Here is a 24,307-nt window from a genome sequence, read left to right on the forward strand (position 1 = left end):
CGGTTATCTGGGTTTTAAGGGCGAAGCCGAGCGGCGCCGGCACCTGAATGATCGATCCAGGCGCCGGCAACAAGCGTGTTTACTCGACTATGCAGATCCAGCGGTGGTTGTATCGGTACGGCGCGCGAGTGAAATGAACATCTGAAACCATCTTCATGCCGCGCTCTTGAAGCGCTTCGGTCAGTTGTACGAGTGTCTCTGCCTGGATAGTCATTGCTGTCACCTCGTCAGATTTACTGCGTTCATAATTCTTGACCGAGAGATCAGGCGGCTAATTCATTTTTTCTACAGTAGTCATTAGCGCCGCATAAGCAGGAATACAGCGTTACTTCGCGCCAACTACCTCACCCCATTCAAGCCCGAACCGCCCCAGATACTTCCTCAAGCGATCGGCATCATTGGGTTGCGCCTTGGCCTGCCGGGAAACCCCGAATAACTGTCGGCCGGCATCCGACAGGCTGTCCGCCTTCTGGCACACCTCAATGACAGCCTTCAACTGCAAGCGATCGAACAAGTCCATGCTCTCGCCATCTCCTGGCAACTCAGTCGATAGCGCAGAGGGATGCGCCAAGCCCCACGCATATCGCAATCGTTCGATCTCATCATCGACCTGCGCTTCATCGATGCGCCCGCTGTCGGCCAAAGTCGCCATCCGCGTAATCGATGCGGACAGCTCGCGAAAGTTGCCCAGCCAGGCTGCTGCAGGTGAGCTGGCGAAGGCCAGGTAGCGTCGGCGTGCTTCCAGATTGAAGCGCACCCGCTCACCCTGTTCGCGAGCATGGCGTTCCAGTTCGAAGTCGATGTTCGGCTCGATGTCTTCGCGGCGCCCGGCGAGGCCTGGCAGGTCGAACGTCCATAGATTGATCCGAGCGTACAGGTCCTCGCGAAACGCGCCTTCGGCGACCCGGCTGCGCAGGTCGCGGTGGGTGCCAGCAATGATCAAAAAATCACTCTCGACTTCCTTGTCCGAGCCCAGCGGGAAGAAGCGTTTCTCTTCGATTGCTTTCAACAGCATCGCTTGTTCGTCTGCGCCGAGCTCACCGATTTCATCGAGAAACAACATGCCACCATCGGCGGCGCGCAGCAGGCCATCGCGAGCGTTTTGCGCGCCGGTGAAGGCGCCTTTGACGTGGCCGAACAAGGCCGACATCGCGCCGTCGCCACGCAAAGTGGCGCAGTTGACTTCGACAAAGCGTCCCTGCATCTGATGGCGATTGCGTTTAAGTTCGTAGATGCGCCGCGCCAGGAAGGATTTGCCGGCGCCGGTCGGGCCGATCAGCAGCATGGGGGCTTTGGAGCGCAGCGCAACGCGCTCGATCTGCTCAATGGAGCGGTTGAAGGCCGGGTTGCGCGTGGCGATGCCGGACTTGAGAAATTCCAGGCCTTCGAGACGTTTGCTGGCGAAGCGTGAAGCAATCCGATCATAGCGCGACAGATCGAGATCGATCAGCGCATGAGTGCCGCAGGCGGGTTCGTTATCGTTTTTGCGCTTGGCGGGGGAGGTCTGGATCAGCCGGGCCGGCAGGTAACGCGCCTCGGTGAGCAGGAACCAGCAGATCTGTGCGACGTGGGTGCCGGTGGTGATGTGGACGAGGTAATCCTCGTGCTCGGTGTCAAAATTGTACGCAGTGGTGAAGTCGTGCAGGGCGCCGTACACCTCCTCGAAATCCCAAGGGTTGCGCAGCGACATTGGATGCAGGCGCACTTCGGTGCTTGGAGAAATCTGCTGGATGTCCGCTCGGACGCGCTCGGCGAGGCTGACGTCGCGCGCGTCGAGGCCGTGAATCAATTCAAGCCGATGGATAGGGAGACCTGTTTGTTGGCACAGACCTACGCTTGGTCGCCAATAATTCCAGCGGCTGGCACCTTTGCCGACACGATCCAGGGTGGCTCCGATAAATCCGATGGCGACCGTGTGTTTGCTGGGCATGCTTATCTCATAAGATAAATGACGATATGCAATGATAATTTTGCTGGGCTGATTTGTCTTCCATAGATTACCGAGACTCGTCGCATCAGAGAATAAAGGGTAATAAAATCAAAAACATAGCAGAAACAACCATGGCCGCATCCAAAGCTGGCACAGCGGCTGCAATGCTGATGGAAACGAACATGGACACTAAGATATGAAAGACCAAACCTACCAGCTTCTCGAAGTCGCCAACGGCAAACCCATCAAACTCTGGACCGAAGGTGTCCCGGTTGAAAACGAAGCCCGCGCACAGTTGATGAACACGGCAAAAATGCCGTTCATCTTCAAGCATCTGGCGGTGATGCCCGATGTGCACTTGGGCAAGGGCTCGACAATTGGCAGTGTGATTCCAACGGTCGGCGCGATCATTCCCGCAGCGGTGGGCGTCGACATCGGTTGCGGCATGATCGCTGCGCGTACGTCGTTGACGGCTGCAGATCTGCCAGACAACCTGCATGGATTGCGTACTGCAATCGAACAAGCGGTGCCCCACGGCCGCAGTTCGAATCGTTCGCGGCGAGACAAAGGCGCCTGGGACGAGGTTCCGCAGCAAGCCGATCAGGCCTGGGCGGGGTTGCAGCCGCGCTTCAAATTGATCACCGACAAGTATCCGAAACTGGCCAATACCAACAACCGGGCGCACTTGGGGACGCTCGGCAGTGGCAATCACTTCGTCGAAGTGTGCCTGGATGAAGCCAACCGGGTGTGGTTCATGTTGCACAGTGGTTCGCGTGGCGTCGGCAACGCTATCGGCAACCTGTTCATCCAGATGGCCCAAGCCGATATGCGCCAGCACATTGCCAACCTGCCGGACCGTGACCTGGCCTATTTCGAAGAGGGCAGTCAGCATTTTGATGATTACGTGGAGGCGGTTGGCTGGGCGCAGGACTTCGCCAGACAGAACCGTGAACTGATGATGCGCGCAGTGATTCAGGCCACGCGGCAGATCATCCACAAGCCTTTCGAGGTCGCGCTCGAAGCGGTCAATTGCCATCACAACTACGTGCAGAAGGAACGGCATTACGGTGAAGACGTGCTGATTACCCGCAAAGGCGCCGTGTCAGCGAAGAAGGGCGAGCTGGGGATTATTCCAGGCTCGATGGGCGCCAAGAGCTTCATCGTTCGCGGTCTGGGCAATGAAGAGTCATTCAGTTCCTGCAGCCATGGCGCTGGGCGCACCATGAGCCGCACGAAGGCCAAGAATACCTTCACCGTCGCCGATCAGATTCGCGCCACGGCCCACGTGGAATGCCGCAAGGACGAAGCGGTGATTGACGAAATTCCGATGGCCTACAAGGACATCGACAAAGTCATGCACGCCCAGCGTGAGCTGGTGGAAGTGCTGCACACCCTGCGTCAGGTGGTGTGCGTCAAAGGTTAAGCAATCGGTACTGGCGCGAACGCCTTTGGGCCGCGTCGTCCGGCACGGCAGCGTTTCATCGCGGCTGAGCCTGAGCGAGAAGTACCGACACTATTGAAAACTCAGGAAGATTCACGACGGCTAAATGGTACCTCCGAGACACCGTCGGGCTGAACGCGTAAGGGATTGGCAATGAAAGACATAATTGAACTGGACGGCGCCATTGGTGGTGGCCAGGTGTTGCGCAGTGCGCTGAGCCTGTCGATGGTGACAGGCCGGGCGTTTCGTATTAAACAGATCCGCGCCAGACGCAGCCGTCCAGGACTGCTGCGTCAACATCTGACAGCCGTGATGGCGGCGGCCGAGGTTTGTGGTGCAGAGATATCTGGTGCGCATCTGGGGTCGCGAGCCCTGAGCTTCGAACCGGGCGAGATTAGCGGAGGCAACTTTCAGTTCGCTATTGGCACGGCGGGCAGTTGCACGCTGGTGCTACAGACGCTGTTGCCAGCCTTGTTGCAGGCGCCGCAGGCCAGTCGAGTGACAATCTCCGGTGGCACCCACAATCCGCTGGCACCGCCGACGGATTTCCTCTCGCGCAGTTGGCTACCGCTGCTGCGGCGCATGGGCGGCAATGTCGAGCTGGAGTTGCTGCGTCATGGTTTCGTACCGGCTGGCGGTGGCGAGATTGCCGTGACGGTGCAGCCGTCGCGCCTGACGCGACTGGATGTGTGTGAGCGCGGCGAGGCGATTTCACGGCAGGCTCTGGCGCTGACTGCCGGACTTGCGCCTACCGTCGCTCAGCGAGAACTGAGCCAAGTGGCCAAGCGGTTGAACTGGCCAGCGGACGCGCTGCACCAAGTGACGCTTGATCCGGCACGCGGCCCGGGCAATGTGTTATTGCTTGAGTACGTTTTCGAGCACGTCACTGAAGTGTTCAGCGCATTTGGCCAAGTGTCGTTACGCGCTGAGAAAGTAGCGGATGCCGCGATCAATCAGGCTGCTGACTGGCTGCGCAGTGATGCTGCGGTCGCTGAGCACTTGGCCGATCAGTTGCTGTTGCCGATGGCGCTGGCCGGCGGTGGATCGTTCACCACGCCGCGCATGACTGATCATTTGCGCAGCAACATTGAAGTCATCCAGCTGTTTTTGCCCGTCCGTATCGATTGCCAGGAGGGGGGCGGTGATCGCTTGCGGATAGTAGTTTCACAAACTCATTAGTAGCGACCTGCGATCCCGAAGGCAGTCGCAAAACTTCACTGAGAGCGCCACTAGCCTTCAGCCATTAGCACATCCGACCTAATTGCCCCTGTTCCGGCTCGACCTTAAAGTCCTGTCGCTTGGCAGCTGACTGTCAAATTTTTCCGGTACAAAATCAAAAAGGTCGATCTGCAATGAACTCATCAAGGACTATTCCGGTTCTCGCTTTATTCGCAACAATGGTCCTCGCGGTCACTGGATGCCAGACCGTAAAGCCGGGGGAGAGTGATCTCAAGAATCGAGCACAGACCACCATCGGCAAACCCGTGATCAAGGTTTCCAACATCCGCAGTGACTTCAATACAACGTTCTACACCGCTCAAACCGAGAATGGCGAATATACCTGCGAACTACCGAGCGGTCCGATGGTAGCTCTGGGTTCCATGGGCATGGGACTTGGCGCTCAGTGCACCAAACAATGACGAACCAGTCTCTTCGCCGCTAAAAAAAAGGCCAATGTCGATGACATTGGCCTTTTCTCTTTAACGAATACTCGGCGCAGATCAGTTGGTTTTCGAGTTCAACTTGCGCAATTCTTCATAGGTCGCCGATTGCACGAACCAGAAGCCGGAGACGATGCACCAGCCCAGGGTGCCGCCTACGAACATACCGAGACCCGAGAGAAAGCTCTGGCTCATCATGAAGAGGGAAACGATCAGGATGACCGCCAATGCGATGTAGAGAACGATGTTGTTGACGCCGATGACGAAATCTTTCATTTGCATTCCTTGGATGTATTTTCCTCTGGCCGCCCTCTATGGCGGCCAGTGCGCGCATCATATTGATATCACCCGGTGTTGCGCTAGTTTCGGTGTCGGATTTTCGTTACTAAAAGCGAATCCACTCTTACTGAGCGGGTTTTTTATCCAGGTCTTCGGAATCGCTCGACGTCGCGGCATCCTTTTCTGTCTCATGCGGCTCTGATCCCGCGTTGGCGCCTGAGGACTCTTCGCCTTTCTTGTTCGCCTTCTCGTCATGGTCGCGAGAGCTTTCTGCATGATTGACGCCGGGCAAGGCCGTGGCAGGGGTTGCTGCGCCCGCCGTGGATTCGGCTGCCGAAGCGTGAATCGGGCCGATCAGGCACAGGCTGAAAAACGACAAGGCGAAAACTTTCTTGTTCATCACGTGGGCCTTCTGCGCGGTGGGATGTACAGCGTTGGATAGGCCTGTCTGGCGAAGGTGCGCGGTACTGGACGAGCGGCGAATTTCACCCTGATGAAAAAAATCCCGACAGCAGGCAAATTGCTGGCCCCCAGAGACATTTCGCCCCGGCAAAATCGCCTTTTTTCAAAAGGTTAGGTTGGCTATATGCGGACGATTGTCATCACCGTTGCGATGCTTTCCCTGGCTTTGATCGCCTCGGGAGTGCAGGCAAAAGAGTTAAGCAAAGGCCATCGCTTTGCCTGCACTTGGGGCTCGGATATCGCTGCCGGGGCGCAGCGATCGAAATTGTCAGGAGTTTCACTGTATGGCGCGCGCAAGCAATTGCAGGTTCGCCGGTTCCAGCAGCCTTGGATGCGCATGACAGCGATGGGGATTACCGAGCAGACCTACAATAGCAGTTCCAAGCTCAAACCGGCAGCTGTCAAGCAGACCTATTATGAGCAATGCGTACGGCATGAGTTGGCTCGGCGCTGATGCCCCTTTATCCAGCACTGGTAACACAGCTTAGGAATCGCCAGAACCCTTGGCGACTGCCGGCCCGGCCACCCGCGGCAACGGCTTGCTCTGCATCAACGCATCCAGAGCCTTGCGATACCCCTGACCGCCAAGCGCCATGCTGTTGTTGTGCGTTGCTCCGGGCACCAGCAACAGGCGCTTGGGCTGCTCAGCGGCATTGAACAGCTGCTCGCTGAAGCGCGGCGGCACGAAGGCATCAGCCAGGCCATGCACCACCAAAAGCGGCATATGAATATTGGCGATCTTGTCGATGGAGTCGAATTTCTGCGAGAGCAACCAGCGCACCGGGAGCGAGGTGTTGGCCACGGCGGCGGCTACGTCGGCGAGAGAAGTGAAGGTCGATTCAATGACCAGACCGCGAACCGGCAGAGGTGTGTGGTTGCGCGCCGCGTTCTGTCCCAGTTCGGCCGCCAGATCAATCGCCACCGCGCCACCGAGAGAGTGGCCATAGATCAGGCGCTTGTTCGGGTCCGGTTGCAGCAGTTGGAAGCGCTCCCAGGCCACGCGGGCATCTTCATAAACGCTGCTTTCGGATGGTAAATCACCCTTACTTTGGCCGAACCCTCGATAATCGATGGCCAGCACCGAATAGCCCGCCGCGCGTAGTTGCTCTATGCGGAACAACTGTCCGGTGAGGTTCCAGCGCACGCCATGCAAGTAAAGGATTGCCGGGGCATTGGCACGTTCAGCCGGCCACCACCAGGCATGGATGTTCTGCCCGGCTTTGAAACTCTTCGGTTGCAGATCGAGTTCCTGAACGCTGCCGGGCAGTCCGCGATACCAGCCGGCAGTGCCCGGCTCAATGCGAAAAAGCAGTTTGCGCTCGGTGTGTTCCAGCACCGCACAACTCGTCGGCACGCCGATGATCAGCGCGGCCATCATGGCGAACGCCAGGCGGCGGCGTCGCAGACGAGTCAGCAAGGACAGGAACATTAATCGTTTCACCACGGCGCAGACAAAGAACGCTTTTTACCAGATGCCTCGGTCTGCGCGTGATTATTTTAGACCACCGTGCATGTGCAACGATTACAAGATGCTGCAATCGCTCACGCCACTTGCAGGACGATCTTGCCGATATGATCGCCGCCCTCCATGCGGGCATGGGCCTGAGCCGCGTCAGCCAGCGGGTAAACCTTGTCGATGATCGGCAGGCAGCGCCCGGCGCTGAGGGCAGGCCAAACGTGCTCTTGCAGTTGATCGGCGATGGCGGCTTTCTCCGCAGCGGTACGCGCGCGCAGCAGCGAACCGGTGACCACCGCGCGTTTGCCGAGGATCGCCAGCAGATCGATGTCGTTGGCGCGGGCGCCGCCGAGGAAACCGAGCATCACCAGTCGGCCGTCCATCGCCAGTGCGCTGATGTTACCGTTCAGATACGAGCCACCCATGATGTCGAGAATCACGTTCACGCCTTGATCTGCGGTCTTCTCGGCAATGACCTTGGCAAAATCTTCTTCCCGATAGTTGATCGGCTGCCCGCCAAGTTTGCTGATTGCGGCGCATTTTTCAGGACTGCCGGCGGTGGCGAACGCCTCAATACCGAATTCACGGCAGAGCATCAGCGCTGTGGTACCGATACCGCTGGTGCCACCGTGAATCAGCACGCGCTGGCTGGCCTTGGCACCGCCGAGGCCGAACAGGTTGGCCCAGACGGTGAAAAACGTTTCCGGAATCGCGGCGGCCTGGACCCAATCGACTCCATCCGGCACAGGCAAAGTCTGGCCGGCTGGTACCGCGCAATACTCCGCGTAGCCGCCGCCATTGGTCAGTGCGCACACGCGATCGCCCACAGCGAACCGCGTAACTCCGGGACCCAGTGCAACCACTTCGCCAGCCACTTCCAGGCCGGGAATCGGGTCCATCCCGGGTTTCATCGGATATTTGCCGGCGCGCTGCAAGGCATCCGGACGATTGATGCCGGCAGCGTGAACGCGGATAAGCACTTGGCCTTCGGCAACGGTCGGCAGAGGCACGCGCCTGGCTTGCAATACTTCAGGGCCGCCGGGTTCGGTGATTTCAATACGGGTCATTTCGTTGGGCAGTGACATTGTCGATTCCTGTGAAAAAGGTCGTGTAGATGGGAACGCTGGCAGCGCGCAATGATTCCCTTCAGTTCGCCGCGCAACGGGGTTCAGTTGTAGAGGGTAGCCAGCGCATGGCTTGTTCCAGCAGTAGAGCGACGACGATCGCGCCAGCGGCGATCACAAACAGCAGCGTGTGCTGGCCGCCCGAGGCATTGAACAATGCCGAATAGGCAAACCCGGCCAGCGCCTGAAAGGTTGCGAATGACACAGTGGCGCGGCTCCAGGCGATCTGCTGACGGTGATGCGACGGCACCAGTTCATGCACCCGGGCCAAGGCCAGCGGCACGATGCCCGGCGGGAACGAGCCGAGAATCACCGCCAGTAAAGCCAGTGCCAGAAATGAATGGGAGACGGCCAGCAAACCGAGGGCGATGGCTTGCACTACCAACACCAGTCGAATACCAGTGCGGGCGCCGAGCTGGTCGGCCAGGAAGCCGTAAGTCACCGGCCCGACAATCGCCCCCAGGCCATACATGACCCAGACCATTGCGCCGATATGCGCCCCGGCACCCAATCCACGCGCTACGTAATCCACCAGAAACACCATTGCAGGCACCAGCCCGGCGGCCATGAACGCGTATTGAGCGAATAAAAGGTAAACGCCCGACGGTGTTGGCTCATCAGCCGACGTTGCGTGCGCAGCCACGGCATGCGTGGTATCCGCAGGCCAGCCGAACCAGCTCACCGCGGTCAGCAACAACGCCAGCGCGCCCAGCCCCAGCCATGTTGCCTGCAAGCCAAGAGTCAGCAGTGGCGGCACGATGGTGCCGGAGCCGGCAATCCCCAGGCCGATGCCAAGGAAGATTGCGCCACTGGCCAAGCCTCTGCGAGCAGCCGGAACGTGAGGCAGCACGGTTGCCGCCACCAGCACCATGATCGCGCCACCAGCAATCCCGGAGAGCAAACGCCAGCCGAAGAACCAGCTCACCGACAGCGGATAAGCACAGGCAAAGAATGCCGCCGTGACCGCCAGCATCATCAGGCGCAAGGCGTTGCGGTTGCCTGTTCGGTGAGCCATGGACCGACCGAGCAGGGCGCCGATCAAGTAGCCGACCAGATTGGCCGCGCCGAGGTAGACGACATCATTGGCCGAAAACCACTGCGCCTGAATCAGCGAAGGGATCAGCGGCGTGTAGGCGAAACGCGCCAGGCCAATGCTGACCAGACTGGCGCAAAGTCCGGCGAAGATCGGCAGCCAGATGCCGGTAGAGTTTGCAGTACGCATGATCGCGATCTCACAAGAGGTGTATGGCGCTCAGCTTATCGGCTATCGTTGCTGCGCATACGCAGCGATTAAGCGGCACAATGATGCAAAAATGCTTCAAAGAGGATCCGTATGAATTGGGATGATGCGCGAGTGTTTCTGGCGGTCTGTCGCGAGTCGACATTGCGCGGGGCTGCGCGTGTTCTGGGCGTCGATCAGGCCACGGTCGGACGGCGCATTACTGCGCTGGAGAAGGCATTGAGCGCGACGCTGTTCCTGCGAACCTCCGACGGTTATGCGCTGACCGCCGTTGGTGAAGCGGCGCGTAAAAGTGTGGAAAAAATGGAGCATTCGGCGCTGGAACTGGAGCGACACATCCACGGGCTGGATGACCGTCTTACCGGTAATGTACGGGTCAGCACCACCGACTCGATGGCCATTGACTTCATCATTCCGGCGATGGCGCGCCTGCATGATCAACATCCAGATGTGCAGATCCAGCTGGATGCGTCGACGCAAATCCTCAGTCTGGCCAAGCGCGAGGCCGATATCGCGGTGCGCAATACCCGGCCGGATAACCCTGATCTCATCGCTCGACGGATCGCCCGTTGGCCTGTAGGACTTTTCGCAGCACAGGCCTATGTCGATCGCCATGGAGAACCGCAGCCCGGCAGCGCTTTCGAGGGCCATGATCTGGTGGTCTATCAGCCGTACTTACAGAGCAAAAAAGACCTTACGCTGGTCTCTGAACCGTTGACCCGCGGACGCATCGTCACCACGCTCAGCTCCAGCCTTCTAGTGCGTCGATCCCTTGCCGCCGGCCTCGGGGTAGGGGAGATTCCTGTGTACATGGGCGAACGCGACGGCCTGGTCAGACTCTGGCCGGAGCGGACCCGGCCGCTGCCGTATGAAGTGTGGCTGGTCACCCATGCCGACCTGCGTCACACCGCGCGGGTACGGGCGGTCATCGAGCAGATCGTTGAGGCCTTTGCGCTGGAAAACGAATAAGTGGTTCAGGGTTTTGCCCGAGGCTACAACTGCTGACGAAACAGCCTACGTCCGAGACAGAATGGGCCGGCTTGTTGTAGTCCGTGATGAGTTCTATTGTCACTACAGCTCGATGCAGACCTCAGTGACGCATCGAAACGGAGAGCCAGGGAAGGCCGCGTAGCCGCAGGAAGGTGTCGAATTGAAAATCAGGGAAGTGAATCAATATGCAGTCACGGACAGATCGGACGCGGGGCGGGACAGGCAAATCATGAGCAGCATAAGTCGCGAAGAATTCGATGCCAGGATAGAAACCATCGAGACGAGGATGGATGGCCGCGTGGCAGAAATGCGCGCCGACATTCGCGGGTTCCTGGCTGCTCAGGCAGAGCGGGACAAGGTCTATCTTGAACGGGACAAGGCCCTACAGGAACGGGACAAGCGTTATGACCTGATGTGGATGGGCGTGCAGAAAATTGCCGACGAATCGCGGGAAGCGATCAGACAGGCATCGACGGTCAAGGCCAATTACTGGGCTGCCACCACTGTGCATTTCCTCGGCGTGGCTTCCTTGCTTGTTGGCGCACATTTCGCCAATCAGGCGGCGGTGTTGACCACCATACAGACCACGCTGGCAGCGATTCAGATTGGCAAAGAGGTATCGTCACCCAAACCGGTCGTACAGCCCTCAACTGTGCCGCCGCAATAAAAAACGGCCTTCATTGGAAGGCCGTTCTGCATCGCGCCAGATCATGGCATTTCCGGCAACTCCTGAGGGCGCAAGTCGAACACCAGCACTTCGGCATCGACCCCGTTGCTCAAAGTGAGCAGCTGTTCTTCACGAACCCGCACGCCATCGCCTTCCTGCAAGGCTTGGCCATTGAGTTCGACACTGCCACGCGCAACGTGCACGTAGGCGTAACGATTGGCCGGCAATTTCAGCGTGGCACTTTCCTTGCCGTCGAATAACCCGGCGTAGACCCGCGCATCCTGACGGACTTTCAGAGAACCGTTGCTACCGTCCGGCGAGATGATCAGTTGCAGGCGACCACGTTTTTTCTGCGCGCTGAAGTGTTCCTGTTGATAGCGCGGCTTGGCGCCACTGACATCCGGCACGATCCAGATTTGCAGAAAGTGCACGGGCTTGGTGGCCGAGTGGTTGAACTCGCTGTGCGCCACCCCGCTGCCGGCACTCATCAATTGCACGTCGCCGGGACGGATCACCGAGCCAGTACCGAGGGTGTCCTTGTGTTCCAGCGCGCCTTCGAGCACATAGGAAAAGATCTCCATGTCGCGGTGCGGGTGCTGGCCAAAACCTTTGCCGGCGGCGACCCGGTCATCGTTGATCACCAGCAGATCGGAGAAACCCTGTTCACGCGGGTTGCGGTAGCTGGCGAAAGAAAAGGTGTGAGACGACTTCAACCAGCCGTGATTGGCGAGGCCGCGATCGGAGGCTTTGCGAAGAGTCAGCATGATGAAATCTCCTGGCTGGACGTGAATTCGTCCGAGTGAGGAGAAGGTTACTGGTTACCCTGGGAGGCAATAAGTAGATGGAAATTGAAAGACTGTCCGGCTCAGGTTGACAGTTTTGCGTTATGGTTCACGTATCCGATTACGCTCGTCAGGACTCAGTTGGCCATAATGCCCCGGCTGTAACGTGCGTCTTGACCCTTGAATATGTGTGATGCCTCCCATGAAAACCGTGGCAATGGTGCTGTTCCCCGACTTTCTGATGCTCGACATGGCCGGGCCGCTGGAAGTGTTTTCAGTCGCCAACCGTTATCTGAAACCTGATTTGCACTATCAACTGACGACACTAGGGACGGAGCGCGGCTTGCTCAAGGCTTCCAATGGTGTACAGGTTCAGGCTGATCTGCACATCGACGAGGCGGCCGACCGCTATGACCTGTTATTGGTGCCCGGCGGCCCCGGCGCCTATAACCAGAGATTTCCCGAGCTATTTGGCTGGTTGAAAAAAGCCGTGCCGCGCGCGGAGCGTTACGGTTCGATTTGCACTGGCGCATTCATCCTCGGCCATGCCTGCCTCCTTGATGGTTATCGCGTCACCACGCACTGGAACTACACCGAGCGCCTGATCAAGGCTTTCCCGAAAACCACGGTGACCACCGACCAGATCTACGTTGAGGATCGCAATCTCATCACTTCGGGCGGCGTGACCGCTGGCATCGATCTGGCACTGGCGGTGGTGGCCAGGGATCACGGCAAGAAAATCGCCCAGGACGTCGCCAAGGTTTTGTTGGTGGTGATGAAGCGTCAGGGTGGGCAAGCCCAGTTCAGCCCATTGATGGCGGCCGTCTCACCGCAACAAACGCCCATCACCCGCGCGCAGAATTACGTACTTGAACACTTGGATGAGCCCTTCACAGTCGAGCGCATGGCCGGATTGGCCAATATGAGCGCACGGCACTTTGCTCGCCTGTTCGCCCGTGACGTCAACATGACTCCCATGGAGTTTCTGCAGAATGCCCGCATTGACTGCGCGCGAAACCTGTTGGAAACCAGCGATCTGCCGCTGAAAACCATCGCCTACAAAAGTGGTTTCGGCAGTGTCCGGCACATGCGCTCGCTATTCGCCGAAAAGCTCGGTCTTACGCCGTTACAATACCGCGAACAGTTCAGCTAGAGCGGTTCTGTCCGTCAGACGCAGCCGGATGTCCGTGCTGCGTCGGCTCCGGCGGTTGTATCGTCACGCAACAGTGCCAAGATGTTTGGCATGAATAATCACAACGACACAAGCCAAGGTTCGGTGCTGCGTTTTGGCCCCTACGCCTTTCATGTGCGCCAGCGTCTGGTTCTTGAAGGCGAGCAGCCGCTGCGCATGGGTGGGCGCGCCATGGACATTCTTCAGGTGCTGCTCGAACACGCGGGCGAGGTAGTCAGCAAAGAGCAGTTGATTGCTCGTGTGTGGCCGACATCGATCGTTGAAGAGATCAACCTGCGGGTGCACATCGCGGCGTTGCGCCGCGCACTGGGCGACGGCACCAACGGCCAGCGTTACATCATTCACGTGGCGCAGTGCGGCTACAGTTTTGTCGCCCCGGTGGAGCAGGGCACAAGTGATGCGCTGCACATGCCCGCTGCCGCCCTCACGCCACTGCACAATCTTCCGGCACGACTGACGCCAGTCAGTGGGCGCGACGCCCTGATCGGTAGTCTGGTTCGACAAATGCCGGTATGCCGCTTGATGACGATTAACGGTGCGCCGGGTGTTGGCAAAACCACTGTGGCACTGCGCGTGGCGGAGTTGCTGCTGCAATATTTTCGTGATGGCGCCTGGTGGGTCGACCTTGCCATGCTCGAAGATGACAAACCCTTACTCGACCACCTGTTGCACGCCCTGAATACAGACTTTTTCACACTGACGGGCCGGCACGCCTTGTTGGTGCTGGATAACTGCGATCACCAGCGCGACAACTGCGCGGCTCTGGTAGACACCCTGTTGCATGCCGCGCCTCGCCTGTCGATTCTGGTCACCGGCCGCGAAGCCTTGCACATTCCACAGGAAGCCGTTCATCACGTGCCGCTGCTGGCGATTCCCAAGCGCTATACATTGAACTCCGTCGAGGAAGCCATGGGCTATCCGGCGGTGCAGCTATTCGTCAATCGCGCGCGAGCGCGGCAACAGGGCTTCAGTTTGCGCCAACAGGATTTGCCGGGTGTGCGCGAAATCTGCCGCCAACTGGACGGTCTGCCGCTGGCGATCGAGCTCGCCGCTGCGCAGATCGACGCGCTGGGCTTGATCGGTTTACAGGCACAGGTTGAAAACGGTCTGCAGTTGCTTGGCCAAGGACGGCGCACCGCGGAGCCGCGCCATCAGTCAATGGCCGCTGCGATCGATTGGAGCTTCCAGTACCTGACGGAAATGGAACAGCGTGTGCTGCTGCGGCTGTCGGTGTTCAGCACGGGCTTTACCCTGGAGGCGGCACTGAGCGTGATCAGCAGCGTGGATCTGGCGGGATCCAGGCTGACCGCAATTATCGAAGGGTTGGCGCGCAAGTCGTTGCTCATTCAAGAACCCAACCGAGCAACGGCGCGCTATTGGATGCTCAACACCGTGCGCCGCTATGCCCGTGATCGCTTTGAGCGCAGCGACGACAGGCTCGAACTGCAACAGCGTCATGCGCGCTATCTCAGCCGCACGCGCAATGCGTCAGGCCAGGCACTCCTCGCGCAGGCTGTCGAGTAGCAGGCGGACCTTGCGCAAGTCCGGTGTGGCGTAGCCTTCGGTGAAGCGCTGGTAGAGGGGGCTGAGCAAATCCAAAGCTTCGCGATGGCGGGACTGGCGTTGCCATAACTGAGCAAGGTCCGTGGCGCTGCGCAGTTCCCAGGCCAATGCGCCTTGGCATCTGGCGATGGTCAGCGCTTGTTGCAGGATTTGTTCGGCTTCTCGAGTTTCAGCGGTGTCTGAGCAGGCCGATTCGCGAGCAGGCTCGCTCCCACAGGAAACAGCGCACAACTCGAAATTTGCGCCCGACACCGACCCCTTGTGGGAGCGAGCCTGCTCGCGAAGGGGCCACTCTGAACCCTTCACTAATGCCGCCGCCCGTGCCCGCAATATCTCCGCTGCACTCCAGCCCGCATCCCCGGTGCGCGCGCGCTCCACCAGTGCCTCATCGACAAAACGCTCATCCAGCGTAACCATCACTTCCCGGATCAGACCGCTGCTCTGCGTCGATATCGGCGCGGCATTATCCGGATCGATCACCTGCGCGTAGTGCCGCGCCCAATTATTGAACAGCAGTACCGAATGCTTCTGCGACTGCTCCAGCAACAATTGCAGGAGCGCGCGGGCGTTGGCGGCGTCGCCGTTGTAATGGGCGATCAGACAACTGGCCAGCGCCAGGGTGTAACAGATCGATGTGCCATGGTCGATCTGCACGGCAATATCCAGCGCCTGCCGTGCCGCGCGCCATGCCTGTTCTGGCAGACCCTGCAGCCATAGCACGCGGGCTAGTACCGTCAGCGAAGCGACGCTCTGGTCGTACTGCACGCCAAAGCCATGGGTGAAACGATTGAGATGGCCGCTGTGGGCCATGCGTTGCAGCACCTGCTCGGCATGTACGCGGGCCTGCGGTTGGTCGCCGGCATAATGCAGGGCCAACACCCGCAAGCGATGCGTGCTCAGCGACAGCAATGGCTCGTCGTGCACGCCGATGCGATCAAATTGCTCACTCTGGGCCAGCGCCATGCGGTAATGCCCGCAACTCAGATTGACCGCCATATGCCCCGATATTGCACGCAGTTGCCCGGCCAGATCGCCGTGTTCTTCGGCCAAGCGGCAGGCGTCGACGAAGGCCTGGATGGTTTGTGGCGTGCCGCCCCAGGTGTGATAGCTGGCGCTGCCGAGCGCCAGTTTCAAGGCGATTTGCAGGCGAGGGCAGGGCGGCAGGAGCGAGCCTGCTGGCGAAGCCTCCAGCAGACTCAGTGCCCGGCGCACATAGCGGCTGTAATCGCGCAGCAACGACAGCTCCTGCCACAACGGTGCCGACGCGGCTGCCAGTTGCACGCCCAGCTCCTCCGGTCCCGGCCCGTCGAGGCTCCAGTCCAGCGCCGCGCGCAGATCCTCCAGCCCCCTGGCATAGCGCTCCATCCACAATACAGTCGGAGTATTGTCCCAATCCGCTTGCGCCTGCTGCATCAATGTCAGGCAGCGCTCGGCGTGGCGTTGGCGGGTTGCGCTGAGCTCGTCGGCCTGCTCGAGTTTCTCCAGTGCGTAGTGGCGCGTGGTGTCGAGCAACCGGTAGAAAACATCTTCGTCACCCACTTCGACGCTCAGCAGGGATTTGGCCACCAGTTGCGTGACAGCGGTGAACACCGCGCCGGGGTCGATCTGTTGGCCGATGACCACCGCTGCCGCCGAGGCGAGCGTGAAGCTGCCGCGGAAAATTCCCAGTCGCCGCAGACAGGTTTGCTCGCAGGCGTTGAGCAGGTTGAAGCTCCAGTCCATCGTTGCGCGCAGGGTCAGGTGGCGCTCGGCGCTGCTGTGGTGTCCGGCCGACAATGGCGGCAAACCCTCGCGCAATTGCTTGAGCAATCCGTCCATGCCCAATTCGCTGACCTGCGCGGCGGCCAGTTCCAGAGCCAGCGGAATGCCGTCCAGGCGCTGGCAGATTTCAATCGCTTGCGGCAGCTGTGCAGGGCTCAGTTCAAAGCTTTCCCGCGCCGCGGTCGCGCGCTCGACAAACAGTTGCAGCGCGGCAAAGCCCAGCGCCTGAGCCGGCTCCATCGGCGACGACATGGACGGGCATTCGAGCGATTCCAGACGCTGCACGAATTCGCCCTCAGCACGCAGGCTCTCGCGGCTGGTGGCGAGAATATGCACTTTGGGCGCGCCGCGCAGAATCTGCTCGCTGAGCGACGCGACCGCATCGATCAAGTGCTCGCAGTTGTCGATCACCAACAACATTTGCCGTTCTCGCAGGCCGTCGACCAGACTAGCCTGCGCATCGCCTTCTGGCGCGGACAGATCAAGCAGCGTCGCCAGATGCGAGCCGATCAGCGCGGGATCGGCGATGGGCGCCAAGTCCACCAGGCGGATGCCGTCGCGATACTGGTCGAGCAATTGTTCGGCGACGCGCAGGGCGACGGTGGTTTTGCCGATGCCGCCGGGACCGACCAGAGTGATGCAGCGTCGGCGCGGCAGCTGCGCGATCAGGTGATCGATCACGGGCTGGCGCCCAATCATCCGCGTACGACGCAGCGGCAGGTTGTGTCTGGCGACGGGCATCGCCGGTTTTTGTTCGATGCTGTCGAGCACGATCGGTGCGACAAAACTGTAGCCGCGCTGCGCCACGGTGACGATGTAGCGCTGGCCGTTCTGCCCGTCGCCAAGCGCTTTGCGCAGGGCCGCCATGTGCACGCGCAGATTGATGTCTTCGACGACGCTGTCTGGCCAGACGCAGGCCATCAATTGCTGTTTGCTCACCACTTCACCGGCGTGGGCCAGCAAAATCAGGAGGATATCCATCGCCCGCCGTCCCAGGCGCAGAGGCTGTTGGCCTTCAAGTAGCAATCGTTGCCCGGGATGAATCCGATAGGGGCCAAACGCGATGGCCTGATTCGGGGAAAAGCTCAACAGCGCGCTCCTGCGGTGATGCGGCGGACAGGGCGAATCAGTCCCTGGCGCATGCGCAGGCCTTCTGATCCGGGGTGTCCGGGCATAATCCTCAGGTTTGAGCATCAGTGCAACGGGTGGCGTAACGGCAGCAGTCAAAACACCGCAGGCTGCGCTGCGTTGTTTTTCGGTCTGCCCATGACTCGACAGCGCCAGGCGAAGGGGTTGATGCCCTCGCTGCGGGTGAACATGTGGCAGAAGTGCGCCTGATCGCAGAAGCCGCATTCGAGGCTGATTTGCGTCAGGCTCAAGTCGGTGTGCTGGATCAGCAACTTGGCCCGGGCCAGGCGCTGGGCGCGGATCCAGTCCTGTGGCGACAGGCCGGTGCTGCACTTGAATGCGCGGGAGAAATGACTGCGTGACAGTGAGCAGGCGCGGGCCAGTTCAGCCACTTCGAGACTTTCGCCCAAGCGATCGAGGATCAACTGTTTGATCTGGCGTTCGCGCTGCGGACTGAGTCCGCCAGTCGTGTTCTTCCGCGGTTCGCAGGCAGGGGCGAGGGCGACGGTTTGCTGTAGATAAGCCATGGCCAAGGTCCGTGTCGGTGGGGAATACACGGTCGGCGCATTCCCTCAGGTCAAAAAAGCAACGCTGCGCAGAGGGCTTCATTGTTGGGCGAGGACTTGAGGCTGACGAGTTAATCGTTGTTAATTTCCTCGCTCAGGCTGGAACTCAGCACATCCTTGCAAGTCAGCGCCCGGTGCTTTGCGCGACGATGTCGACAAAGCACGGCCGCCGTTGGCCAGGTTCAAAGGGGAATGCAATGAAAGGCTTGGTGAAAGCAGCAACGGCCTTGGCGGTCATGCTGGCAATGTCCGGCGCTATGGCGCAGGCACCGCAGGTGGGCACTCAGGCGCCGGGTTATTTCCGCTTGGCGGTGGGCGATTACGAAGTCACCGCGTTGTTCGACGGTTACAACGATTTGTCGCCGAAGTTGTTGCAGGGCATGAGCCAGAGTCAGATTCGCGCGCTGCTCGCACGGCGTTCGATTGAAACCCCGGGCGTGCAGACAGCGTTCAATGCCTTTCTGGTCAACACCGGCACACAACTGATTCTGGTCGACACCGGCGCAGGGCAGTGCATCGGCGCCACCGCCGGGCAGCTTTCGGCCAACATGCAGGTCGCCGGTTACAAGCCCGAGCAGGTCGACACAATTTTGCTGACGCACCTGCACCTCGATCACGTCTGCGGTCTGGTCGATGCCGAAAAGAAACCGGTGTTCGCCAACGCCACCGTGTTTGCAGCCAAAGCCGAGGCCGACTACTGGCTCGATCCGGCAGCACTGGCCAATGCCCCGGCGGGCGCAAAAGAGTTTTTCAAAATTGCCCAGGATTCGACGGCGCCCTACGTTGCCGCCGGTCGCTTCAAGACGTTTGCCGCCGGGCAGTCGCCATTGCCGGGACTGGTCGAAGCAACCCTCGAAGCCGGGCACACCCCGGGCAGCACCACGTACCGCTTCACCTCGCAGCAGCAGAGCATCGTGTTCATGGGCGATCTGGTGCACAACCTCGCGGTGCAGTTCTTGCACCCGGAAGTCTCGATCGGTTTCGACGTCAACAGTCAGCAAGCGATCGCCAGTCGGCAGGCAGTGTTCAGTGCTGCGGCAGCGAGCAAGACCTGGGTGACGGCAGCGCATCTGCCGTTCCCGGGCATCGGCCACATCGCCGCCGAGGGCAAGCATTTCCAGTGGGTGCCGGTGGAGTACGGCCCTTACAAACGCGCGGCGAAAGTGCCGTTGATCGAGTAAAGTGCCCAGCGCCAGTGGCAAAAAGCGTCTGACACCGATAAGGAAACCACGCCCATGAACCGTAACGATCTGCGCCGCGTCGACATGAACCTGCTGGTGATTTTCGAAGCGTTGATGTTCGAAAAGAACCTGACCCGCGTTGCCGAAAAACTGTTCATGGGCCAACCGGCGGTCAGTGCTGCGCTGGGGCGCTTGCGTGATCTGTTCGACGATCCGTTGCTGCTGCGCAACGGTCGCGGTATGGAACCGACGGCGCGGGCGCTGGCGATCCTCAAGGAATTGCAACCGGCAATGGACGTGATTTCCGGCGCAGTCAGCCGCGCCAAGGAGTTCGAACCGGCGAGCAGTTGCGATGTGTTTCGCATCGGACTGTCGGACGACGCCGAGTTCGGTCTGTTTCCGCCGCTGTTGCGCCAGCTTCAACAGGAGGCGCCGGGGATTGTCGTGGTGGTACGCCGCGCCAACTACCTGTTGATGCCGGCGCTGTTGGCCTCTGGAGAAATCTCCGTGGGTGTCAGCTACACCACGGATCTGCCGGCCAATGCCAAGCGCAAGAAGCTGCGTGATATTCCCTGCAAAGTGCTGCGCGGCGACGACCGTCCGGGGCCGCTGACGCTGGACGAATATTGCGCGCGTCCGCATGCGATGGTGTCGTTCTCCGGTGACCTGAGCGGCAATATCGATCTGGATCTGGCCAAGATCGGTCGCTGCCGCCGCGTGGTCCTCGGTGTGCCGCAGTTCAGCGGCTTGCGCGCCTTGCTCGCCGGAACCGACATGATCGCCACCGTGCCGGATTACGCTGCCTGTGCCTTGGTCGAAGGCTGCGCCCTGCGTGCCGAAGACCCGCCATTCCCGATCGATGCCGCGCAGTTGTCGATGGCGTGGAGCGGGGTGCACGACAACGACCCGGCAGAGAAATGGCTGCGCTCGCGGATCAGCCAGTTCATGGCGGCGCCGCTGGATATTCCGGTGATCTAGATCCCAGCGCCGATCTCCGATGCTGATCATTCCCACGCGCAGCAAAGGAATGCCTCAACGGACGCTCCGCGTTCGGCGTTGGATGGGACGCGGAGCGTCCCGAGCTGCATTCCCACGCAGAGCGTGGGAACGATCAAGCACAGGGAATTCTGTGGTCTGAAAAGCAACTAAGCACACCCATCCAATTTCTTCCGCCCCGGCCTTGGCATGATTCCCGTCAATGACATTCAAAGGGTCGGGTCATGATTGCTACGAGGGATGAACAGGCGCGCGACATCGGGTTGCTGTTCCTGCGGGTCAGCGGCGGGTTGTTTCTGCTGTGGGTGCACGGCTTGCCGAAGTTGCTGGACTTCACCGCGCAGCTGCAACTGATCGAAGACCCGTTCCATCTCGGCGCCCATCTGACGCTGGTCCTGGCGATTTTCGCCGAAGTCCTCTGCCCGTTGCTGATCGTCGCCGGTGTGCTGGCGCGTTTGGCCTGCTTGCCTATTCTCTTTGTACTGCTCGTGGCGCTGCTGGTCGTGCATCCGCAATGGAGTGTGGCTGAAGGGCAGTTTGGCTGGTTGCTGTTGATTCTTTTCACCACTGTCTTGATTGCCGGGCCCGGACGGCTGGCGATTCCTGTTCGTTTGCCCGGAGTGCTGCGTTATGCCTGAAGTCCTCAATTCACAAGTACCGGGGGCCGATGAGACCGTCACGTTGATAATCAAACACTCGGTCAAAACCGGTTTCGAATCGGCTTATGAAGCATGGCTGCGCAACATCGTGCGCGTCGCCGGCCAGCGCGAAGGGCATTTGGGTGTGGACGTGGTGCGCGGCAAGCGCGGGCGTCTGGATTTCTACACGTGCGTATTGCGCTTCAGCTCCACCGAAGCGATGCAGGGCTGGCTGGAATCCTCCGAGCGTCAGGCGCTGGTGGCTGAAGCCGCACCGATGCTGGCCGATGGCGATCAGACCGAAGTCGCGCCGGTCAATGAATTCTGGTTCACACCGCTGGCCGAAGCCGGCTCGCCACCGCCGCGCTGGAAGCAGGCTGTCGTCACGCTGTTGGTGATTCTGCCGCACACCCTGCTGGTGCCGCTGATCTGGGGCCCGCTGCTGGCGCTGCATCCGCTTCTGTCCAACTACGTGGTCGCCACGTTCCTGATCACCCTGACCATCGTCCTCTCGGTGGTCTACGTGGTGATGCCGCCGGTTACCCGTTTGTTCACCCCGTGGCTGGAAGCCAGCCAGGCCCATGAACACCTCGATTCCCAAGAAACCTCGCCGCGTTGAGCGGGGTTTGCTTCTTTTCACTTTCGCTTGAGGAACTGCGATGAGCGCCGATCTGATTTTATTCAATGGCCAGTTTCATACCGTAGACCGGGAAAAACCACTGGCCAGTGCGGTGGCGATCAAGGACGGCCGCTTCGTTGCCGTCGGTAACGATGCCGAGGCCATGGCCCTCAAGGGCAGCGCCACACAAGTGGTCGACATGAAGGGCCGCTGCGTCATCCCTGGCCTCAACGACTCGCACCTGCACCTGATTCGTGGCGGTTTGAACTACAACCTCGAACTGCGCTGGGAAGGTGTGCCATCGCTCGCCGACGCGCTGCGTATGCTCAAAGACCAGGCCGACCGCACGCCAACCCCGCAATGGGTGCGCGTGGTCGGTGGCTGGAACGAATTCCAGTTCGCCGAAAAACGCATGCCGACCCTGGAAGAAATCAACCAGGCCGCACCGGATACTCCGGTGTTCATCCTGCACCTCTACGACCGTGCGCTGCTCAACCGCGCCGCCCTGCGCGTGGCCGGCTACACCCGCGACACGCCAAACCCGCCGGGCGGCGAGATCGTGCGCGACAGCAACGGCAACCCGACCGGCATGCTGGTCGCGCGGCCGAACGCGATGATTCTCTACTCGACCCTGGCCAAAGGGCCGAAGCTGCCGCTGGAATATCAGGTCAACTCGACCCGCCAGTTCATGCGCGAACTCAATCGTCTCGGCCTGACCAGTGCGATCGACGCCGGCGGTGGTTTCCAGAACTATCCGGACGATTACCAAGTGATCGAACAACTGGCCAAAGACGACCAGTTGACCGTACGCATCGCCTACAACCTGTTCACCCAGAAGCCGAAAGAAGAGCTGACCGATTTCCAGAACTGGACCGGCAGCGTCAAGTTGCATCAGGGCGACGATTACCTGCGCCACAACGGCGCCGGCGAAATGCTGGTGTTCTCCGCCGCCGACTTCGAAGACTTCCTCGAACCGCGCCCGGACCTGCCGCAAACCATGGAACAGGAACTCGAGCCGGTGGTGCGCCACTTGGTCGAACAGCGCTGGCCGTTCCGTCTGCACGCCACGTACAACGAATCGATCAGCCGTATGCTCGATGTGTTCGAGAAGGTCAACCGCGACATTCCGTTCAACGGTCTACCGTGGTTCTTCGACCACGCTGAAACCATCACTCCGCAAAACATCGAGCGCGTGAAAGCGCTGGGCGGCGGCATCGCGATTCAGGATCGCATGGCGTTCCAGGGTGAATACTTCGTCGATCGCTACGGCAAACAAGCCGCCGAAGCCACGCCACCGATCAAGCGCATGCTCGCCGAAGGTGTACCGGTCGGCGCTGGTACCGACGCCACCCGCGTGTCCAGCTACAACCCGTGGACCTCGCTGTACTGGATGGTCAGCGGCCGCACCGTTGGCGGTCTGGCCCTCTACGAAGAAGGCTTGCCACGCAGCACCGCGCTGGAACTGTTCACCCACGGCAGCGCCTGGTTCTCCTCGGAGCAGGGCAAAAAAGGCCAGATCCGTGTCGGCCAACTGGCAGACCTCGCTGTTCTGAGCGCGGACTTCTTCAGCGTTGAAGAAGAAGCGATCAAGTGGATCGAGTCGGTGATGACGGTGGTCGGCGGCAAGATTGTCTACGCCGCCGGCGACTTCGAAGACCTCGGCCCGCGCTCGATTCCGGTGCTGCCGGACTGGTCGCCGGTAGTCAAAGTCCCGGGCCACTGGCGCCCGAACTCGCCGTTGCAAGCGCAGGTTCACCAGTGCAGCGGGCCGTGCGCCGTGCACACCCACAGCCATGAAAAAGCGCGGATGTCGAATGCGCCGGTCAGCGATTTCGCCGGTTTCTGGGGCGCGTTCGGCTGTTCCTGCTTCGCGTTCTGAGTTTGAAAAAAGCGCCGGGCATCAGGGCCGGCGCTTCCCGCAACAACCATCCATCCAGGAGTTTTGCCATGAGCGTTCCTTACAAGCGTCTGAACAAAGATGATGCCGTCGTCCTGCTGGTCGATCACCAGACCGGTCTGATCTCGCTGGTGCAGGATTTCTCGCCGAACGAGTTCAAGAACAACGTGCTGGCACTGGGCGACATCGCCAAGTTCTTCAAGCTGCCGACCATTCTGACCACCAGCTTCGACGCAGGTCCAAACGGCCCGATCGTGCCTGAGCTGCTCGAGCAATTCCCCGACGCGCCGTTCATTCAGCGTCCAGGCCAGATCAACGCCTGGGACAACGAAGACTTCGTCAAAGCGATCAAGGCCACCGGCCGCAAGCAACTGATCATCGCCGGTGTCGTGACCGACGTTTGCGTAGCTTTCCCGACCCTGTCGGCGATCGCTGAAGGCTTCGAAGTGTTCGTCGTCACCGACTCGTCGGGTACCTTCAACACCACCGTGCAACAAGCGGCGTGGGCGCGGATGTCCGCCGCCGGTGCACATCTGATGAACTGGTTCGCTGTGGCCTGCGAGCTGCAGGGCGACTGGCGCAACGACATGGAAGGTCTGGCGCATCTGCTGTCCGAGCGTCTGCCCAACTATCGCAACCTGATCAACAGCTACACCAAGTTCACTGCCAAGTAATCTGGTCGAAAGTCAAAAGCCCCTCACCCTAGCCCTCTCCCGGAGGGAGAGGGGACTGAC

General features: G+C 60.1%; 23 protein-coding genes. 14 read left to right on the forward strand and 9 right to left on the reverse strand.

Annotated elements, in window-relative coordinates; all coding sequences use genetic code 11:
- Positions 1–325 precede the first annotated feature (325 nt).
- Positions 326–1,930, reverse strand: a complete 1,605-nt coding sequence (gene rtcR, locus OK411_RS11055; RefSeq protein WP_136493980.1) for an RNA repair transcriptional activator RtcR — start codon at positions 1,928–1,930, stop codon at positions 326–328.
- Positions 1,931–2,126: 196 nt separating this feature from the next.
- Here rtcR and OK411_RS11060 point away from each other — a divergent pair, with 196 nt between their 5' ends.
- The 3 genes from OK411_RS11060 (at position 2,127) to OK411_RS11070 (ending at position 5,011) form a co-directional block, all read left to right on the forward strand.
- Positions 2,127–3,353 (forward strand): RtcB family protein, encoded by a 1,227-nt coding sequence (locus tag OK411_RS11060; RefSeq protein ID WP_130929166.1) that lies wholly within the window; start codon positions 2,127–2,129, stop codon positions 3,351–3,353.
- Positions 3,354–3,524: 171 nt separating this feature from the next.
- Positions 3,525–4,550 carry an RNA 3'-terminal phosphate cyclase gene (gene rtcA, locus OK411_RS11065; RefSeq protein ID WP_136493981.1) on the forward strand — a complete coding sequence of 342 codons (1,026 nt, stop codon included), beginning with the start codon at positions 3,525–3,527 and terminating at the stop codon, positions 4,548–4,550.
- Between the two features lie 173 nt (positions 4,551–4,723).
- Entirely contained in the window at positions 4,724–5,011 is a 288-nt protein-coding gene (locus OK411_RS11070; protein WP_038861489.1) for a hypothetical protein, read from the forward strand.
- An 81-nt stretch (positions 5,012–5,092) separates the two neighbouring features.
- On the opposite strand, the gene OK411_RS11075 is transcribed toward OK411_RS11070, so the two are convergent.
- Positions 5,093–5,308, reverse strand: coding sequence for a hypothetical protein (locus tag OK411_RS11075; protein WP_016774063.1), 216 nt, complete (start codon positions 5,306–5,308; stop codon positions 5,093–5,095).
- Positions 5,309–5,435: 127 nt separating this feature from the next.
- Positions 5,436–5,711 (reverse strand): hypothetical protein, encoded by a 276-nt coding sequence (locus tag OK411_RS11080; protein ID WP_264364896.1) that lies wholly within the window; start codon positions 5,709–5,711, stop codon positions 5,436–5,438.
- Positions 5,712–5,897: 186 nt separating this feature from the next.
- Here OK411_RS11080 and OK411_RS11085 point away from each other — a divergent pair, with 186 nt between their 5' ends.
- Entirely contained in the window at positions 5,898–6,227 is a 330-nt protein-coding gene (locus OK411_RS11085; RefSeq protein WP_024012417.1) for a hypothetical protein, read from the forward strand.
- Positions 6,228–6,257: 30 nt separating this feature from the next.
- Here the strand turns inward: OK411_RS11085 and OK411_RS11090 are convergent, their stop codons facing one another.
- From OK411_RS11090 to OK411_RS11100, 3 genes are all read right to left on the reverse strand, one after another.
- Entirely contained in the window at positions 6,258–7,202 is a 945-nt protein-coding gene (locus OK411_RS11090; RefSeq protein ID WP_071171745.1) for an alpha/beta hydrolase, read from the reverse strand.
- A 113-nt stretch (positions 7,203–7,315) separates the two neighbouring features.
- Positions 7,316–8,314 carry an NAD(P)H-quinone oxidoreductase gene (locus tag OK411_RS11095; protein ID WP_264364868.1) on the reverse strand — a complete coding sequence of 333 codons (999 nt, stop codon included), beginning with the start codon at positions 8,312–8,314 and terminating at the stop codon, positions 7,316–7,318.
- 61 nt (positions 8,315–8,375) lie between these two features.
- Positions 8,376–9,575, reverse strand: a complete 1,200-nt coding sequence (locus OK411_RS11100) for a YbfB/YjiJ family MFS transporter (RefSeq protein ID WP_217879714.1) — start codon at positions 9,573–9,575, stop codon at positions 8,376–8,378.
- 111 nt (positions 9,576–9,686) lie between these two features.
- Here OK411_RS11100 and OK411_RS11105 point away from each other — a divergent pair, with 111 nt between their 5' ends.
- The gene (locus OK411_RS11105; RefSeq protein WP_217879715.1) at positions 9,687–10,562 is read left to right on the forward strand and encodes a LysR family transcriptional regulator; all 876 of its coding nucleotides are present in this window, start codon (positions 9,687–9,689) and stop codon (positions 10,560–10,562) included.
- Between the two features lie 181 nt (positions 10,563–10,743).
- The gene (locus OK411_RS11110; RefSeq protein ID WP_024012422.1) at positions 10,744–11,250 is read left to right on the forward strand and encodes a hypothetical protein; all 507 of its coding nucleotides are present in this window, start codon (positions 10,744–10,746) and stop codon (positions 11,248–11,250) included.
- Between the two features lie 41 nt (positions 11,251–11,291).
- On the opposite strand, the gene OK411_RS11115 is transcribed toward OK411_RS11110, so the two are convergent.
- Positions 11,292–12,014, reverse strand: coding sequence for a pirin family protein (locus OK411_RS11115; RefSeq protein WP_264364869.1), 723 nt, complete (start codon positions 12,012–12,014; stop codon positions 11,292–11,294).
- A gap of 220 nt (positions 12,015–12,234) precedes the next feature.
- Here OK411_RS11115 and OK411_RS11120 point away from each other — a divergent pair, with 220 nt between their 5' ends.
- Together OK411_RS11120 and OK411_RS11125 are read left to right on the forward strand one after the other, a co-directional pair.
- Positions 12,235–13,185, forward strand: a complete 951-nt coding sequence (locus OK411_RS11120; protein WP_264364897.1) for a GlxA family transcriptional regulator — start codon at positions 12,235–12,237, stop codon at positions 13,183–13,185.
- A gap of 90 nt (positions 13,186–13,275) precedes the next feature.
- Positions 13,276–14,748 carry an ATP-binding protein gene (locus OK411_RS11125; RefSeq protein WP_264364870.1) on the forward strand — a complete coding sequence of 491 codons (1,473 nt, stop codon included), beginning with the start codon at positions 13,276–13,278 and terminating at the stop codon, positions 14,746–14,748.
- Here the strand turns inward: OK411_RS11125 and OK411_RS11130 are convergent.
- The gene (locus OK411_RS11130; protein ID WP_264364871.1) at positions 14,713–17,637 is read right to left on the reverse strand and encodes an ATP-binding protein; all 2,925 of its coding nucleotides are present in this window, start codon (positions 17,635–17,637) and stop codon (positions 14,713–14,715) included. The two genes, OK411_RS11125 and OK411_RS11130, sit on opposite strands and share 36 nt — an antisense overlap.
- A 134-nt stretch (positions 17,638–17,771) precedes the next feature.
- Complete coding sequence (locus tag OK411_RS11135) at positions 17,772–18,203, reverse strand: helix-turn-helix domain-containing protein (RefSeq protein WP_071171751.1); 432 nt, start codon at positions 18,201–18,203, stop codon at positions 17,772–17,774.
- Positions 18,204–18,439: 236 nt separating this feature from the next.
- On the opposite strand from OK411_RS11135, the gene OK411_RS11140 reads away from it, so the two are divergent.
- The 6 genes from OK411_RS11140 to ycaC all read left to right on the forward strand — a co-directional run bounded on the left by OK411_RS11140 (position 18,440) and on the right by ycaC (position 24,247).
- Positions 18,440–19,423 (forward strand): MBL fold metallo-hydrolase, encoded by a 984-nt coding sequence (locus tag OK411_RS11140; RefSeq protein ID WP_071171752.1) that lies wholly within the window; start codon positions 18,440–18,442, stop codon positions 19,421–19,423.
- Positions 19,424–19,477: 54 nt separating this feature from the next.
- Complete coding sequence (locus OK411_RS11145; RefSeq protein WP_264364872.1) at positions 19,478–20,401, forward strand: LysR family transcriptional regulator; 924 nt, start codon at positions 19,478–19,480, stop codon at positions 20,399–20,401.
- 242 nt (positions 20,402–20,643) lie between these two features.
- Positions 20,644–21,057, forward strand: coding sequence for a DoxX family protein (locus OK411_RS11150; protein WP_264364873.1), 414 nt, complete (start codon positions 20,644–20,646; stop codon positions 21,055–21,057).
- Complete coding sequence (locus tag OK411_RS11155; RefSeq protein ID WP_264364874.1) at positions 21,050–21,676, forward strand: antibiotic biosynthesis monooxygenase; 627 nt, start codon at positions 21,050–21,052, stop codon at positions 21,674–21,676. Before OK411_RS11150 ends, OK411_RS11155 begins: the two co-directional genes overlap by 8 nt.
- A 40-nt stretch (positions 21,677–21,716) precedes the next feature.
- Positions 21,717–23,555: an amidohydrolase gene (locus OK411_RS11160; protein WP_264364875.1), complete on the forward strand. Its 1,839-nt coding sequence runs from the start codon at positions 21,717–21,719 to the stop codon at positions 23,553–23,555.
- A gap of 68 nt (positions 23,556–23,623) precedes the next feature.
- Positions 23,624–24,247, forward strand: a complete 624-nt coding sequence (gene ycaC, locus OK411_RS11165) for an isochorismate family cysteine hydrolase YcaC (protein ID WP_016774080.1) — start codon at positions 23,624–23,626, stop codon at positions 24,245–24,247.
- Positions 24,248–24,307 lie beyond the last annotated feature (60 nt).

The organism is Pseudomonas sp. RG1 (assembly GCF_025910115.1).
Lineage (GTDB): Bacteria > Pseudomonadota > Gammaproteobacteria > Pseudomonadales > Pseudomonadaceae > Aquipseudomonas > Aquipseudomonas atacamensis.